Genomic DNA, 15497 nt, shown 5'->3' with positions numbered 1-15497 from the left:
AACATCTTCGCGCGCGAAGGCCGATCATTCTAACCGCGGAAAACAGTCTCCTCCGAATGGAATCGAAACACCAGAGTTCGACCGCGTCGAATTCTCGTCTCTCGAATGTCGACCGCACGGTTTCGAGGTCAGTCAGTATAATCCGCCTCGCGTGGCACGTGTTCCGACGCAACGCCTCGCCCTAATCAGTCGACGATCATGCCCTCAACGATCTTGAGGGTTTGTCATAATCCGCTCACCACGCAAAAACCGAACGATTTCAACAGGCGCATAGACACAAAATCAAAGAGAGTCCAATTGAACAGCGATCCATCAACGCGTGAAGTCATTACTGTTCTGGGAACAATTCGTCCCGAAGAGATGGGAATCACGCAGACACACGAACACCTTTTTCTGGATGCGATGGACCACTACTTCGGCTACGAATACGTGGTCGACGACGAAGACATGATCGCACAAGAAGTCCAGGAATTCCTCAGCCGGGGCGGCAGGACCATTTGCGATGTGACGCTGGATGAGATCGGGCGCAATCCGCAGGCACTGGTCCGCCTGTCCAGACGCACGGGACTGAATGTTCTGATGGGTTGTGGCTGGTATCGCGATTTCGGATATCCCAAGATCGTCGAAGAACTGAACAGCAATCAACTGGCGGATGTGCTCGTCAAAGAGATCGAAGTCGGGGTCGGGGATACCGGCGTTCGAGCGGGATTCATTGGCGAGATTGGCACCGGCCGGCACTACATCAAACCTGCGGAAGAACGCGTGTTCCGGGCGTCGGCATTGGCCCAGGCCAGAACGGGTGTGGCGATTACAACGCATACGACGCGTTGGGGGACACTCGCCATGGAGCAAATTGCGATGCTCGAAGAATTCGGTGCCGATCTGTCACGTGTCATCATTGGTCATCTGGGCGATCGGATTGGCGTAAAGCATTGGCTTCCAATCGCCGAGAAAGGCGTCTATCTCGAAGTCGATAACATCGGATACCTCGACTATCAACCGGAATGGGTGCGGGCCGACAACGTTGCTGGTTTGGTGAAAGCGGGATTCGTTGATCGCGTGTTGCTCTCCGAAGATATCTGCACGCTGAAGCACCTGAAGTATTTGGGCGGAAAGGGTTATGGCTATCTGTTGGAAGTGTTTGTACCGATGCTGCGTGAACGCGGAATTACCGATGAACAGATCCATCAGATGCTCGTGACGAATCCCGCCCGTGTCTTCTCTCGAAAGCGCCCCCATGTCGCCTGAGGTCTATCAACGGTTCGGAATTCAGCCGATCATCAATGCCGTGGGCTACGCCACACGCGTCAGCGGCAGTTGTCCTCATCCCGACGTGATCGCCGCAATGGCGGCTGCGAGTGCTCAGTTTGTCGAGATCGATGATTTGCTGGCGGCGGCGAGCAAGCTGATTCAGCGCTGCACCACAGCCGAAGCGGGCATCGTCACGGCCGGCGCCGGGGCCGCGTTGACATTGGCAGCCGCTGCATGCCTGGTGGGAAATCGCCCTGAGCTCATGGACGAACTTCCGGACGTTTCAAACTGTCCGCGGAACGAGATCATTTTCCCCGAACCGGGGCCGTTCGACTACGATCATGCGCTTCGACTGTCGGGGGCTCGGTTGAGCTTGATCGACTATCGGGCGCCGGCGGCTCTCGCGCAGATTGAACGCGCGATCAATCCACGGACGGCGGCGATTGGTTATGTGTGGTATGGCGTCGAAGAATGTCCCAATCTTCGGTCACTCGTCGAGTTGGCCCATCGCAATGATCTGCCCGTCATCGTGGACGGCGCGTTCTCCATGCCGCCGGTTGAGAACCTGACGGCACTCAGCCGTTCAGGCGCCGACTTGATCGCGTATAGCGGTGGCAAGCATCTGGGGGGGCCTCAGGCATCGGGCATTTTGTGTGGTCGCGCTGACCTGATTCGCAGCGCCTGGGTGCAGATGGTTGATATGGATGTGCGGGCAGGTACGTGGTCGTTGCAGCACTGGATCGACAACGGATGGATTTCGCGCCCGCCGCGACACGGGATCGGCCGATCCATGAAGGTTAGCAAAGAGGCGATGATCGGATTGATGACGGCTTTGGAACGCTATTCCGAACGCGATCATGCTGCAGAACGTGCATCGTGGAATCAATCCATCTCGACGATTTACGAAGGTGTGCAAGGTCTGGGCGGTTTACAAATCACGAAGCTCGCGCAGGCGGCGAATGGGCAGCCATATCCCCTGCTCTGCATTGAATCGGGGCGAGGTCCCGACGGAATCTCGGTTCTCGAATTGATTCTCGCGCTTCGCTTGCGGCCACGAAAAATCTTGCTGGCCGAAGACGAACAATCCGCAGACCGTGCCTATTTGTATGCCCAATGCTTACTGCCCGGGGACGCAGACGAAATCGTCGCGGCCGTTCGTGCCATCGTTTCATCACATCGTAAGCGGTCCACTCCATGAAGAATTCTGGCTATCTGATCAAGAATGGTGAAGTGCACAATGGCCTGGGGGGACCTGCGGAACGAGTGGACATTCGTGTCACCGACGGGGTGATCTCCGAAATCAGTTCAAATCTTGCCCCGGCGGGAGACAAACTGATCGAGGCGGATGGTCTGATTGTCGCGCCGGGACTGATCGATCTGCATACCCATGTCTTCAGCGGAATTGGGCTCTATTCGGTTGATCCCGTTGATGCAGGGTTGCGAACGGGTGTCACGTCGATGCTCGATACGGGAACCGCCGGTTCGTTGACGTATCCGAACTTTGAGAGGTTCATTATTCGGCCAGCCGATGAAGATATCTACGCCTTGCTAAATATCTCAATGATCGGTGCGATCCAGGGGCACCCCGAGTTTCCCCCCTTTATGGGAGATCTCAACGATGGGCGGCATGCCGACGTCCCTTCGGCAGTGCAATGCGCACTAAAGTATCCCGATCGGATCGTCGGGATGAAAGTCCGTTTGACCTCGGGGTTGGCGAACTTCGAAGAGAAGAACGAACTGGCCGGGTTCCACGGCGTGTTTGCAGCTGCCGAGCAGCTCGGGCTGCCATGCATGATTCACCACGCGGCGTCGCGGATTCCGAATACGACGGTCCTGAAAGCACTGCGTGCCGGTGACACGTATACGCATCTCTATCATCCCCATCCCGATCATGCTTTTGATCCAGATGGGGCTCCAATTGAGGCCTTATTAGAGGCGCGTGCGCGCGGTGTGTTGTTCGATGTTGGTCACGGCCTGGGCGCATTCGTGTGGCGCGTCGCCGAACCGGCCTGTCAGAAATTCGGCTTCTGGCCAGATACGATCAGCACCGATATTCATCAATTCAATTTGAAGGCACCGGTGGTCGACTTGCCGACGACGATGAGCAAGTTCTTGTATCTGGGGATGCCGCTGGAACAGATCATTCGCGCATCGACATTTCTTCCAGCATCCGCAATGGGGAAACAGGATCGCCTGGGAAGCTTGCAAGCAGGGAAGCAAGCTGACATTGTGCTCTTGAAGCGACAACGCGGTGAATTTCCCTTGACAGATTCGGAATCACAAACGCGGATCGCGTCGGAACGATTGATCGCGGTGTCGGTTTGTAAACGCGGCAAATGGACGGCCTGTCAACCTGGAGCGAAGTATCCTGCATATGAGTGACGTCGAAGCCGAGGCGAAACGCGGCAGTTCGAAATTGGCCGAGTCCTTCGTTGATGCTCAACCCGCGGCTGCACGGTCGACAAGTGTGCGGATTCAATTGACGGGAATGCTGACCGTCATGGGCTGTCTGCTGTATCTCGACCGATATGCGGTGGGAATCGCGTCGGAACGGATTCGCGAAGATCTGCAGATGACTCAAACGCAGATGAGCTGGTTTCTGAGTCTGTTCTTTTGGTCGTATGCCTTATCGCAAGTTCCGGCGGGATGGTTGAGCGATCGGTTTGGTCCGCGAAAAATGCTGACGGCGTACATCCTGGGCTGGTCGCTCTTCACGGGAATGATTGGTGCCGCGACACAAGTCTGGCAAATCTTGCAGCTTCGATTCCTCTGCGGCGCGGCTCAGGCGGGAGCCTTTCCCGTCAGTAGTGGGCTGGTTCGAGCCTGGTTTCCCGTCGCGCGTCGGGGCGCGGCCAGTTCGATGGTGGCACTTGGTGGCCGCACGGGGGCGTGCCTCGCTCCAATCCTCACAGCCGCCTTGATGACGGCATACGCGGGAGAATGGCGTCCCGTGTTGATTGCGTACGGTACCGCGGGGATTGTGATCGCAATTGCCTTTGCCATCATCTGTCGAGATACGCCGCGACAACATCCCTGGTGTAACGAGGCCGAATGTGAACTGATCGAAGGGAGTGACAAGAATCACAGCCGATCGGCGCCAGCAGATCAACCTCCGTTTCCTTGGAGGGCCGTACTAACGACTGCCAGTTTGTGGGGGAACAGCCTGACACAGTTGTTCACGAACATTGGGTGGCTATTCGTTGTGACTTGGCTCCCGCGGTATCTGGAACGCGTGCACACAGTACCACTGAACGAACAAGCGCTGATGACCGCCGTTCCCACCTTGGCGGGGATTCTCGGGATGTTTTGCGGTGGCTGGTGGACAGATCGAATGGCGCGGCAATTTGGTCTGAAGTGGGGCCGTCGACTGCCGGTGATGATCACGCGGTTTATGGCCGCATGCGGGTATCTGATGTGTCTGTTCGTCGGGCTGGCTTCGACGCCCGATCCTCATTCTCGCTGGTTGCCGTGGGTGATCATTGTCGGTCTGAGCATGGCCACGTTCTGCTGTGATTTGGGGGTTCCCGCGCTCTGGGCGTATGCGCAGGATGTCGGCGGAAAGTTCACCGCATCGATCATGGGCTGGACCAACATGTTCGGCAATCTAGGAGCCGCGATCGCTCCGCTGATTTACAACGCGGTACTTGGCGAGACCCCAGCCCTGCAGGATTGGAACAATCTCTTCGCCGTGTGTGCGGGAATGTTCGTCCTGTCCGGGTGTGCCGCATTGGTGCTCGATTCAACGAAGCCGATCATGGCGGAAGCGTCTGCCTGATCGCGCACGGACCTCAAAGTCCGCGGTTGGCCCATCCCTCCGTTCAGTAGGAGAGCTAGTCCCATTCATCGATTGAACGCGGCCAGTCATTCTTCAGCAAACATGACAGAGATCGGTCGGCCAGGACTTGTCCGTCGGTTTGACAGCGAGCGCAATAGTTTGTTTCGTTGTCGGCATAGCGAATTCGCTGAACCGGCGCGTGGCAATCGGGACAGGGCTGTCCGAAGCAACCATGGACAGCCATCTCGGGATGGAATGCAGTGACTCCTTCGGGAAATTTGTCGCCGGTTTGTTGTCTGAGTCGTGCGATCCAGTCTTTCAACGTTTCACGAACGGCGACATACAAGCGTTGGACTTCGTCCGCCGTCAGCCTTTGTGTCAGTTTGATGGGCGACAATCGCGCGTGATGCAAGATTTCGTCAGAATAGGCGTTTCCGATCCCGCTGAATCGACGTGGGTCGGTCAGGCTTCGTTTAAGGGTGTGGTTGTCCTTGGTAAGAGCTTGTGCAAACTGCTTCGAAGTCATCTTCAGCACATCGATCCCGCCTGCGTCGAGTCTGTTGGCTGCGTCTTCTCCTGCGACGAGATGAATCGACGCCCGACGTTTAGAACCAGCCTCGGTCAGCGTGAGACTTCCATTCGTGAAGTCGAATGCGGCCAGTCCCATCTTACCGGGCAGCTTCGTGCCGACCGGCTTCCAGTGCAATCGCCCGGCAATCATCAAGTGCATGATCAACCAGAGATCTCCTTCGAACCCGATCACGATGCGTTTTCCCAGACGCTTCAGGTGAGTTGCTCGCTTGCCGATCAGTGATTCGATGGGTGGATCAACAGTGCGAAGCAGGAACGGATTGGCGATGCGTACCTGCTCCAGGCGCTGATCGTGCACCCGTGGCTGTAGGGCATCGAGATAGATCATGATATCAGGCAGTTCCGGCATGAGGTGGCTCCACGGCGTTGCATTGTTTATGAAGAAGTCCGCATGTGACTTCAAGCGCCTCGTACTGGTATCGGCCCTGCGAATCCCCGCGAAATCGAACAACAAAGATAAGGATCTCTACCGGTTATCGTTGGCAGGCTCTCCACGAATTCCTGTACAGGCTGCTGAATTCACCGGCACGGGTACCACTCATCGCTCTGTTCACGACTCATCAATGGGAATCGATCCATTTTGATCGGCAAGGGCTGACTCGGCTGCACGAGCCTTACGCGGCGTCACACGTCTGCTGCGATGACAATGTGTCAATCCCCGACTCGTGAACGACCCTGTGCCGCTCCGACTCAAGAACGCGCCTTGCTCGCGAATCTCAAAGTGCCTGTTGTCTAAATTCAACTGGCGACTGGATGAAGGATGTGTGTTCGGGTGTGCATTGCATTGTGTGTTTACGTATATGTTCTTCGATTTGTTATAAGGCATGGTGCCGGCCATTTGTAGGTTTCGACCGGCGATATTATTCTTATTGACTCACTCGATTTGTTTGTAGAATAGTTAACATCAACAATGCAGTCATTTCGATTTAAGTTTGCCTTTCAATTCTGAACAAATCACAACGACTTATCATCGAGGATTGTTCGATACGCCATGTCGTTTTTTGCCTGTTTCAGACGGAATTGTCGCAAAGTTGATCGCGGACTCCGTTTCAATGGAGTCCGCGAGTGTGTGACATTCTTCTGAAGACCAAAGAATTCAATTCTGATTGACGTTACACAATTGTAAGGTGTGTGGTGCTATTAGATCTGTCGTGATTTCATTTGTGCCGACCTGTTCGAGAGTCAACGCGCGATCCCGATGAACGCAATGTTTGATCGGGTTCCACCAGTTTTCACGAGATCATCGTCAATCCTTCAAGAAGTCTGAATACGGTTGTGTTCCCGTTGTCGCAACGAAGGACGGCGATCGAGAGCATGAAAACATGCGCGGTAACGGCCACCGCAGGGGGCAAATTCTTGTTGAAGCGACGGCGGCTGGCGCTGCGAAGATTCAAACTCGCCATGACTTCGTGACGACCAATGGGCCTTTCCCCCCTGTTTGATCCATGATCGTTGCCCCATTGATACATCCAGAATGCGGATTTGATGCTGTTTTTGAATCGTCATTTTAATTTGACTGGAGATTCGTGATGTCGAAAAGGCGTGCATTTACGTTGATTGAGCTTTTAGTGGTGATTGCGATTATTGGGGTGCTGGTCGCCTTGTTATTGCCTGCTGTTCAACAGGCGCGAGAAGCGGCACGACGAACGCAATGTAAGAATAATCTCAAGCAGATCGGACTCGCACTGCACAACTACGAGTCGTCATTCTCGGTATTCCCGATGGGGGACTGTTCCTACAACTTTGGGGCGGGCGAGATTCCACAGGCGTCTGCCCAGTTTTACATTCTGCCGTATCTTGATCAGGGAAATGCCTATAATGCGCATGACATTAATGATCAGATCAACGGAAACCCAGCCGCGTCTGAAGCTCTGGAACGAATGCTGGTTGTTCCAGGTTTTCATTGTCCCTCTGATCCAATGCAGCAGATCAATTTGGTCGCGCAGCTTGTCCAGGCCGAGTCAACAAATTACATGCAGTGTTTGGGCTCACATGCGAACATGGCAGGAACGATGACGACCGTCGGGAATCCGTCCACTACGATCCCGTCAACTCAGTACCACGGCATGTTTTTCCGCAACTCCAGCACTCGCATTCGAGATGTGACTGACGGGACAAGCAGTACCGCCATGTTTGCGGAGATCAAGTTGGGACCGAACAATGGGAATGCGGCTCAGTCGGGTAGCGCCTCGATGGCAATCGTTGCCGCAGGGGACCCGAATGACTTTCGCGTGGCGACCGCGCCGCCGGCTGGGACGACTTGGGCGGGCGCTGATCTCTTGTTTCCGAATGCTTCGCAATGTGAGAACCGCGCGTTGCCTGGGTGGACGTATCGCGGGTTGGAATGGTACCGCGGATTGAATGTCGCGACCTACTACACGCACACGCTGACGCCCAATGCAAAGCTGCGCGACTGTATCACCCGCACGCTCTATCAAGGGCATATGGCGGCTCGCAGCTATCATCCTGGCGGTGTGAACTACGTCTTGGCTGATGGGTCTGTCCGGTTTGCAAGCGAAAACGTGGATGCAACGGTCTGGAATGGCGTTGGAACGAAGTCGAACGGGGAAACTCTAGGCGACTACTAATCCAACGCGACTGACTTCTTAATCGTGACCGTCTTCTGGATGGGTATGCCTGTTGTTTTCAGTTCATCGGTCACGGCGATCTCGGCCGATGAACTGCGTGAAGTTGAAAAGGAGAAGAACATGAGGGGGCTTAAGGTATCGGCGCGACTCCGACTTCTGCTCGTCACAGTCTGGGGTGTTGTTGGGTGTGCGCCGGCACAGCCGACGGGCAAGATTGTCGCAACGGTACCTGCCAAAGGAGTGCTGCTTTACCAGGGGAAGCCCCTTCCCTTTCATTCGGTGCTTCTGGCTCCTGAAAAAGATCGCTCTGCGATTGGAATGACCGACAAAGACGGACAGTTCGTGTTGGGGACGAATCGGCCGAACGATGGAGCGGTCCCAGGTTCACATCGCGTCGCGATCAATTACGTGGGCAACCCGGAGGATGACCCGATGTCGAAGGGACTCGTCAGGATTGGAACGACCCCACCTCCACCGAAAGTCAAGATCGACAAGAAGTATCAGAGTCCCGACACCTCAGGCGTCGTGGTGGAAATTCCCCCGGGTGGCACGGATGCGATTCAGATTGAACTCAAATAGATGAGTTCAACAGTCTGTTCGGCGTGCGCGGCGCAAAAAAAAAGGCCGAATGTGGCCTTCCGTCTTCGATGCGTTCAGCGAAATTTGATTCACGCCGCGTCGTCGCGCGCAGAATGACTCGAGTTTTCGAAGCGCGCCGGGGCTGAGCACACCTTGACAAGTGTCTGGAACAAGATTTCAATAGTGAAATCGGTTCATCCATTGAAATTGTCAGGGCGTGTCGTCTATGAGCGGTGAGAATCTGAAGCCGAAGTCCCGGTCCGAGGTGACCAGCCTGCAACGCGGGCTGGATGTGCTGGAGGTTTTGGCCGGACGGCCTGAAGGGGCGACGCTGCGCGAGATCACTGACGAATTGGCTCTGCCCGGGGCGTCAGTCCTGAGGATCGTGAGAACTCTTGTCGAATTGAGTTATCTCTCACGCGATGACCGAACCAAACGATACTTTATGACGAACCGCCTGCTCTCGCTCGGGCAACCGCGGACACCCTCCCGCGGATTCGCCGAGAGTGCATTTCCCGCGATGCGTCGGGTACGGAACGCGACGGGTGAAACGACGCAGTTATGCTGCCTGAACGGTGTCGAGATGGTGGTGATCGAGCAACTGCTTTCGGTGCACCCGTTCAAATACTCCGCCGACCTGGGGGCCCGCTGTCCGTGCTATAGCTGCGCTCCTGGAAAGGCGATCGTGGCATTTCTGCCCGAGGAGGAACGCGATGTCGTCGTTGAGAAGCTTCAGTTTAAGCGATTTACCGAGACGACGATCAGCTCTCGCAAAGCGTTTCGACAAGAGCTAGTGCAAATTCGCGAAATGGGGTTTGCCGTTGATCGAGCCGAGGGAATGGCCGGTATTCACTGTGTCGCGGCGCCGATTCTTGATCGGCATGGAAATGCGGTGGGCGCGATTACGATTGCCGCACCGATGTCGCGCATTCCTGAGGATGAATTTGAAGTGATTGGTGAAGTGGTCAAGCACGGGGCGCGTCAGGCGTCGGATGAATTCAATCAGCACTCATGACACGGTGACCGGTTGTCAGAACTGCAATGTGAGCAACGAGCCTGGAGTCGGCGGATGTTTCGAGCACGTGGATTTGTGTGTGCCATCGTTTGTGGGATCGTGGTGGTTGGTGCGCGCCTGACGCCGGCCGCCGACCCGATCGATCCGTCGCAAATTGAGTTCTTTGAGACCAAGATCCGTCCGGTTCTCGTGGAACAGTGTTACAAGTGCCACAATTCTGCGATACGAGCCGACAGTGAATTGGCCGTCGATCATCGTGCAGCCCTGTTGAAAGGGGGCGACGGCGGCGCGATCATCGTGCCGAGAAACCCCGCCGAAAGTCGCTTATTGCCGATTCTTCGCCACGAAGTGGTCGGAATGAACATGCCACAAGACGGCGCAAAGTTGGACGATCGGGTGATCGCTGACTTTGAGAAGTGGATCGCGATGGGAGCACCCGACCCACGCGATGTTCCGCCCTCGGCCGAAGAACTGGCCGCGGCAACGGCTTGGGAGCAGGTCCTGCAGAAACGCAAGGCCTGGTGGAGTTTTCAGCCCATTCACGATGTCGCTCCCCCAAAGCTTGCCGAGAATTCGTGGTCGGTGCATCCCATCGACCTGTTCGTCCTCGCCAAGCTACGGGAAAAAGGGTTGAAGACGAGTGAAGCGGCTGAATCGCGCGTGCTCGTTCGACGACTTTACTTTGCCCTTATCGGTCTACCGCCGACGGCGGAGGAGGTCGAATCTTGGACCGCTCGCTTGGAACAGCCGGGTGGCTTTGAATTGCTGGTCAATCATCTTCTCGAAAGTCCTCATTTTGGCGAACGCTGGGCGCGACACTGGATGGACTGGATTCGTTATGCCGAAACGCACGGGTCCGAAGGCGATCCAACGATTGAGAACGCGTGGCGGTATCGCGACTACCTGATCCGGGCGCTGAACTCGGGCGTGTCATACGACCAGCTTGTCCGCGAGCATATTGCGGGCGATTTGCTTGAACAGCCACGGCTGAATCCCGTACTGGGTATCAATGAATCGATGATCGGCCCCGCGCATTGGCGAATGGTTTTTCACGGGTTTGCGCCGACCGATCCGCTCGATGAGAAAGTCCGATTCATCGATGACGAAATCAATACGTTCTCGAAAGCGTTTCTGGGACTGACGGTGGCCTGTGCACGTTGTCACGATCACAAGTTTGATGCGATCAGCCAACGGGACTACTACGCCCTGTTTGGAGTTTTGGGGTCGTGTCGTCCCGGACGAAATGCGATCAACAGTACCGAGGAACTGAATCGAAATCGCGAAGCACTTGCGGCGCTAAAACCGAAAATTCGGTCGAGTATTGCGGACAGTTGGCGGGTCTATGTGCCGCAGCTCCATCAACGCCTTTTGAAGGATTCGAGTCTCTGGCAGAAGTCGGATCAGCCGAAACATCTGCTGCAACACTGGGCTCTGCTTCAACAGGATCTGAGCAGTGGGATAAGTTTCGATGACGCCTGGAAGCGGCGTGAAGCCGCGTGGACGGCGGATCGTGAACGGCGTGCGGCATTGTTAACACATCCCCGTTTCCGTAGTTGGAACTTGGCGCAGCCAGCGGATAGCGCGAGCTGGTTCCGTGCAGGGGTAGGACTGGACGAGCAACCATCGCCAGCAGGCGAGTTTGCCGTGGCGGCCGAAGGAGATCGCGTTCTCAGTGCGATTTATCCAGCGGGGGTTTTTACGAACAAGTTGACCGCGAAGCATGCCGCAAATTTCTCTTCGGCAGACGTTCATCTCGACGACGAGTATGACCTGTGGGTGCGCGTGATTGGCGATGGCGGATCGAGCATCCGCTATGTCGTCCAAGACTACCCGCGGGATGGCACGGTGTTTCCCGTGCGAAAGATCGCACCCGAATGGCAGTGGCAGAAATTTGATCTGACCTATTGGAACGGAGACGATTTCCATCTCGAACTCGCCACGGGACCCGATGCGCCTGTGATCGTCAACAATGAACCGCGATCCTGGTTCGGAATCTCAGAGGCATTTGTCGTGAAAAAGGGTGAACCGGGGCCCGTGACGGATTCGCAAGAGTTTCTCGACCCACTCTTTGAATCGGCCGCTCAGCAGCCACCGCGCTCGCTGGAAGAACTGGCAAACCGGTACGTCGTCGCACTGGTGACGGCCGTGAATGCGTGGCGAAATCAAGACCTGACGGACGCTCAAGCACGGATGCTCGACGCCTGCTTGAAACAGGGGTTATTGCCGAATCAACTGGAACAGCTGACGACAGTCAAACCGCTGCTCTCGGAGTATCGACGCCTGGAAGAAGCGATCGTCGTACCGACACGTGTGCCAGGAGTGCAGGAAACGGTCGCTCGAAACCAACGGCTCTTCGAGCGTGGAAACCACAAGCATCCGTCCGACGAAGTGCCCCGTCGATTCCTGGAGGCGATTGATGCGACGCCGTATCAGACGAGCCAAAGCGGACGTCGGCAGTTGGCGGAAGACTTACTAAGGGACGACAATCCATTGGCGCGTCGGGTGATCGTCAATCGCATCTGGCACCATTTGTTTGGTCGAGGAATCGTCGCAACCCCTGACAACTTTGGCCGCCTCGGCCTGCCGCCGACTCATCCTGAACTGCTGGATCATCTCGCGACCCGATTCAAGAGCGAAGGAGGATCGATCAAAGAAATGATTCGCTTTGCGGTGACGTCGAAGACGTGGCAGTTGTCGTCGCGACCGTCCGAGGCGTCGCAGCAGATTGATCCTGACAATGAATATCTGTCTCACGCTCATCTGCGGCGATTGGAGGCCGAGGCGATTCGTGATTCGTTACTCAGTGCGACTCAAACTTTAAATCAAGATCTGTACGGCCCCCCTGTCGACGGACGGTCGGCGCGTCGCAGTATCTATGTGCGGGTGGCACGGAATTCACTCGATCCATTCCTGCGTGCTTTCGATTTTCCCGAGCCGTTCAGTGCGATGGGACGGCGGGATGTGACGAATGTTCCCGCACAGTCTCTAACAATGTTGAACGATCAGCGTCTCGATGAGCTGGCCTCCGCGTGGGCCGATCGACTGATGGCGGAAGTCTCGACGAGTGACGAGGCGCGATTGAACACCATGTTCCTGACGGCACTTGGCCGCCCGGCTCTGCCTGACGAAATTCGCGAATTCAAATCGTATCTGACAACGATCAAAGCAGAGCGCGCTCAGATTGCCACGCAAGTCGCTATGGTCCGGCGTCAATTGGAGGAACGCAAGAATGCCATTCAATCGCTGGTCGAATCGGTGCGGCAGAGGAAGCTGATTGAAATGAAAGTGAATCCAGACGTCGGCAAGCAGGTTGCTCCGCGCCCCATCGGCCGTTGGCAGTTTGATGGTGATCTGCATGATGTCATTGGGTTGGCGCATGGACAATTGTTTGGCGGGGCGTCGGTCGAGAACGGCTTCTTGTCTCTGAATCAACAAGGTTACGTCATCACTGCTCCCTTAACGCAAAGCCTCAAGGCGAAAACACTCGAGATCTGGGTTCAGTTGGATGGTTTGAATCAGCGTGGCGGCGGAGCGATGACCATTCAGTCGCGCGATGGTGGAACGTTCGATTCGATCGTGTTTGCGGAGCAGAATCCTCAAGAATGGCTGTCTGGCAGCAATAATTTTGCAAGGACTCAGTCGTTCCAGGCTCCACCTGAAACGGACGCTGGAAATCGCCCCGTGCAAGTGGCCATCGTCTATCAAAATGATGGTCAGGTGATTGGTTACCGCGAAGGTCAGCCGTATGGAAAGTCGTATCAAAGCAATGGTCCGCAAGAGTTCAAGGCGGGGGAAGCCATCATTGGATTCGGGATTCGGCACCTGCCAGCGGGTGGCAATCGGATGTTGGCGGGGCGTATCCTGCGGGCTCAGCTTTATGACCGTGCATTGAGCGCCGAAGAAGTATTGGCATCGTCACTGGCGGCGCCGTTTTTCGTATCGGATGCGCAGATCGTGGCCGCCATGTCTGAGGCGGAACGTCAGCAGTGGAATACCGACAAGCGGCAGTTGGCCGTGGCTGAAGAGAAGATCAAATCGTGGGGCACGATGGTTGATGCCACGGGCGAAAAGTCGCTTTGGACCGATTTGGCCCGGGCGATGTTCCTGTTCCAGGAATTCCTGTTCGTCAAATGAATTTGTGGCATGGGAACGAGTGAAACGTTCGTCGTGCGTGTTGGTCGTCAGTCGTAAGGACGTTTGCAATGTCAGGCTTGAACCTTCCGTTTCCAATGCTGTCTCGTCGTCGCATGCTGCAGGCGAGTTCAACCGGATTTGGTGCGATGGCACTGGCGGGAATGATGGATGAATCGCTGGCGGTCTCGCCCGCGTTGACGCTGCCCGAAGGTGCCGCTTTGAAGCAGACGCATCATGCGGCGAAAGCCAAGCATGTGATCTTTTGTTTCATGTCGGGCGGTGTGTCGCATCTCGATTCGTTCGATCCAAAGCCACGTTTGCTGCGCGATCATGGCAAGCCGATGCCGGTGAAGATCGAACGAACGATGTTCAACAGCAACGGCAACATTATGGGCAGCCCGTTTGCGTTCACGCCGAGTGGGCAGAGCGGAATTCCGGTCAGCAGCATGTTTCCCGAGATTGCAAAAGTCGTTGATGAACTGGCCGTCGTTCGGTCAATGACATCGGCGGTCAACGAGCATGCGCAGGCGAATTTTTTCATGCACAGCGGCTTCCCGATCATGGGCTATCCGAGCGCCGGCGCATGGACGGCGTATGGGCTTGGGACCGAAAATCGAGACCTGCCGGGGTTTGTGGTCCTGCAAAGCGGCACCGCCGTTCCGCCGCATGGTGGCGTCAGTCTGTTCAGCAATGGGTTTCTGCCGGCGCAGCACCAAGGGTCCATTCTGAAAGCGGACCAGGCCGAGGCGATTCATAACATTCGCCCGCGCGATCCCATGACGGCGCAGCGACGACGGCTTGATTTTGCCCGTCAATTCAATCAACCCTTTCTGGCCGAGACGGCGGGCGATGCCCAGGTTGAAGCAGCCATCCGGAATTATGAGACGGCCTTTCGTATGCAAAGTGCCGTACCAGAACTCTGCGATATTGCTGGAGAGTCGGAATCCACAACGAAGTTGTATGGCCTGGATTCGCCGATTCCAGAAAAAGCGGCCTATGCGCGTCAGTGCCTGTTGGCGCGGCGACTTGTGGAGCGCGGAGTGCGATTCGTGGAACTCAGTTGTTTGACTCAAAATATCGGAGCAGGCGGAGCTGCCAATCCCTGGGATCAACATGGAGAATTGAAACGCGGTCATGAAGCGATGGCCCTGCAGGTCGATCAACCGATTGCGGCTCTGATCCAGGATCTGCGTGCCCGGGGGCTGCTGGACGAAACGCTGATTGTCTGGGCGGGTGAGTTTGGGCGCACGCCGTTCTCCCAGGGAAGCGATGGACGCGATCACAATCCGTATGGCTTCAGTGTGTGGTTGGCGGGCGGCGGCATCAAAGGTGGTGTCATTCACGGAGCCACTGACGACTTGGGTTACTATGCGATCGAAAACAAATGCACTATCTATGACATGTGGGCTACCGTGTTGCATCTGATGGGGGTGAATCACGAAGGGTTGACTTATCGGTATGGCGGTCGTGACTTCAGGTTGACAGATGTTCACGGAAATGTCATACGCGAGATTCTTTCCTGAGCGATTCCGTCGATCGGTCGTGTTCTGAATGGGAGTGATTC

At 55.9% G+C, this 15497-nt stretch carries 10 protein-coding genes; 9 read left to right on the top strand and 1 reads right to left on the bottom strand.

Features of this window, described 5'->3' with window-relative positions; all coding sequences use genetic code 11:
* Positions 1 to 297: 297 nt before the first annotated feature.
* The 4 genes from OSO_RS45330 to OSO_RS0127070 are packed head-to-tail and all read left to right on the top strand — an operon-like array spanning position 298 to position 5026.
* Positions 298 to 1248 (top strand): phosphotriesterase family protein, encoded by a 951-nt coding sequence (locus tag OSO_RS45330; protein ID WP_010586149.1) that lies wholly within the window; start codon positions 298 to 300, stop codon positions 1246 to 1248.
* Positions 1214 to 2449 (top strand): aminotransferase class V-fold PLP-dependent enzyme, encoded by a 1236-nt coding sequence (locus tag OSO_RS45325; RefSeq protein WP_237729341.1) that lies wholly within the window; start codon positions 1214 to 1216, stop codon positions 2447 to 2449. Before OSO_RS45330 ends, OSO_RS45325 begins: the two co-directional genes overlap by 35 nt.
* Entirely contained in the window at positions 2446 to 3633 is a 1188-nt protein-coding gene (locus OSO_RS0127075) for an amidohydrolase family protein (protein ID WP_010586147.1), read from the top strand. The genes OSO_RS45325 and OSO_RS0127075 overlap by 4 nt, the downstream gene beginning before the upstream one ends.
* The gene (locus OSO_RS0127070; RefSeq protein WP_010586146.1) at positions 3626 to 5026 is read left to right on the top strand and encodes an MFS transporter; all 1401 of its coding nucleotides are present in this window, start codon (positions 3626 to 3628) and stop codon (positions 5024 to 5026) included. Before OSO_RS0127075 ends, OSO_RS0127070 begins: the two co-directional genes overlap by 8 nt.
* Before the next feature lie 55 nt (positions 5027 to 5081).
* On the opposite strand, the gene OSO_RS0127065 is transcribed toward OSO_RS0127070, so the two are convergent.
* Positions 5082 to 5966 carry an Fpg/Nei family DNA glycosylase gene (locus tag OSO_RS0127065; RefSeq protein ID WP_010586145.1) on the bottom strand — a complete coding sequence of 295 codons (885 nt, stop codon included), beginning with the start codon at positions 5964 to 5966 and terminating at the stop codon, positions 5082 to 5084.
* A 1180-nt stretch (positions 5967 to 7146) separates the two neighbouring features.
* On the opposite strand from OSO_RS0127065, the gene OSO_RS0127050 reads away from it, so the two are divergent.
* The 5 genes from OSO_RS0127050 to OSO_RS0127025 all read left to right on the top strand — a co-directional run bounded on the left by OSO_RS0127050 (position 7147) and on the right by OSO_RS0127025 (position 15456).
* Positions 7147 to 8205 (top strand): DUF1559 domain-containing protein, encoded by a 1059-nt coding sequence (locus OSO_RS0127050; protein ID WP_010586142.1) that lies wholly within the window; start codon positions 7147 to 7149, stop codon positions 8203 to 8205.
* Between the two features lie 45 nt (positions 8206 to 8250).
* The gene (locus OSO_RS48640; protein ID WP_010586141.1) at positions 8251 to 8784 is read left to right on the top strand and encodes a hypothetical protein; all 534 of its coding nucleotides are present in this window, start codon (positions 8251 to 8253) and stop codon (positions 8782 to 8784) included.
* 226 nt (positions 8785 to 9010) lie between these two features.
* The gene (locus OSO_RS0127035) at positions 9011 to 9799 is read left to right on the top strand and encodes an IclR family transcriptional regulator (protein ID WP_010586140.1); all 789 of its coding nucleotides are present in this window, start codon (positions 9011 to 9013) and stop codon (positions 9797 to 9799) included.
* A 54-nt stretch (positions 9800 to 9853) separates the two neighbouring features.
* Positions 9854 to 13933 (top strand): DUF1553 domain-containing protein, encoded by a 4080-nt coding sequence (locus OSO_RS0127030; RefSeq protein WP_010586139.1) that lies wholly within the window; start codon positions 9854 to 9856, stop codon positions 13931 to 13933.
* A 68-nt stretch (positions 13934 to 14001) separates the two neighbouring features.
* Positions 14002 to 15456 (top strand): DUF1501 domain-containing protein, encoded by a 1455-nt coding sequence (locus tag OSO_RS0127025; protein WP_010586138.1) that lies wholly within the window; start codon positions 14002 to 14004, stop codon positions 15454 to 15456.
* Positions 15457 to 15497 lie beyond the last annotated feature (41 nt).

It is taken from the genome of Schlesneria paludicola DSM 18645 (genome assembly GCF_000255655.1).
In the GTDB taxonomy this organism is placed as follows: domain Bacteria; phylum Planctomycetota; class Planctomycetia; order Planctomycetales; family Planctomycetaceae; genus Schlesneria; species Schlesneria paludicola.
The sequence above is the reverse complement of the archived record's forward strand: the minus strand, read 5'-3'. Positions and strand labels throughout refer to the sequence as shown.

Coding starts and splice junctions, on each gene's coding strand:
- OSO_RS0127035 (WP_010586140.1), top strand. CDS start 9,011: ATGAGCGGTGAGAATCTGAAGCCGAAGTCCCGGTCCGAGGTGACCAGC.
- OSO_RS0127050 (WP_010586142.1), top strand. CDS start 7,147: ATGTCGAAAAGGCGTGCATTTACGTTGATTGAGCTTTTAGTGGTGATT.
- OSO_RS48640 (WP_010586141.1), top strand. CDS start 8,251: ATGCCTGTTGTTTTCAGTTCATCGGTCACGGCGATCTCGGCCGATGAA.
- OSO_RS0127065 (WP_010586145.1), bottom strand. CDS start 5,966: ATGCCGGAACTGCCTGATATCATGATCTATCTCGATGCCCTACAGCCA.
- OSO_RS0127025 (WP_010586138.1), top strand. CDS start 14,002: ATGTCAGGCTTGAACCTTCCGTTTCCAATGCTGTCTCGTCGTCGCATG.
- OSO_RS0127030 (WP_010586139.1), top strand. CDS start 9,854: ATGTTTCGAGCACGTGGATTTGTGTGTGCCATCGTTTGTGGGATCGTG.
- OSO_RS0127070 (WP_010586146.1), top strand. CDS start 3,626: ATGAGTGACGTCGAAGCCGAGGCGAAACGCGGCAGTTCGAAATTGGCC.
- OSO_RS0127075 (WP_010586147.1), top strand. CDS start 2,446: ATGAAGAATTCTGGCTATCTGATCAAGAATGGTGAAGTGCACAATGGC.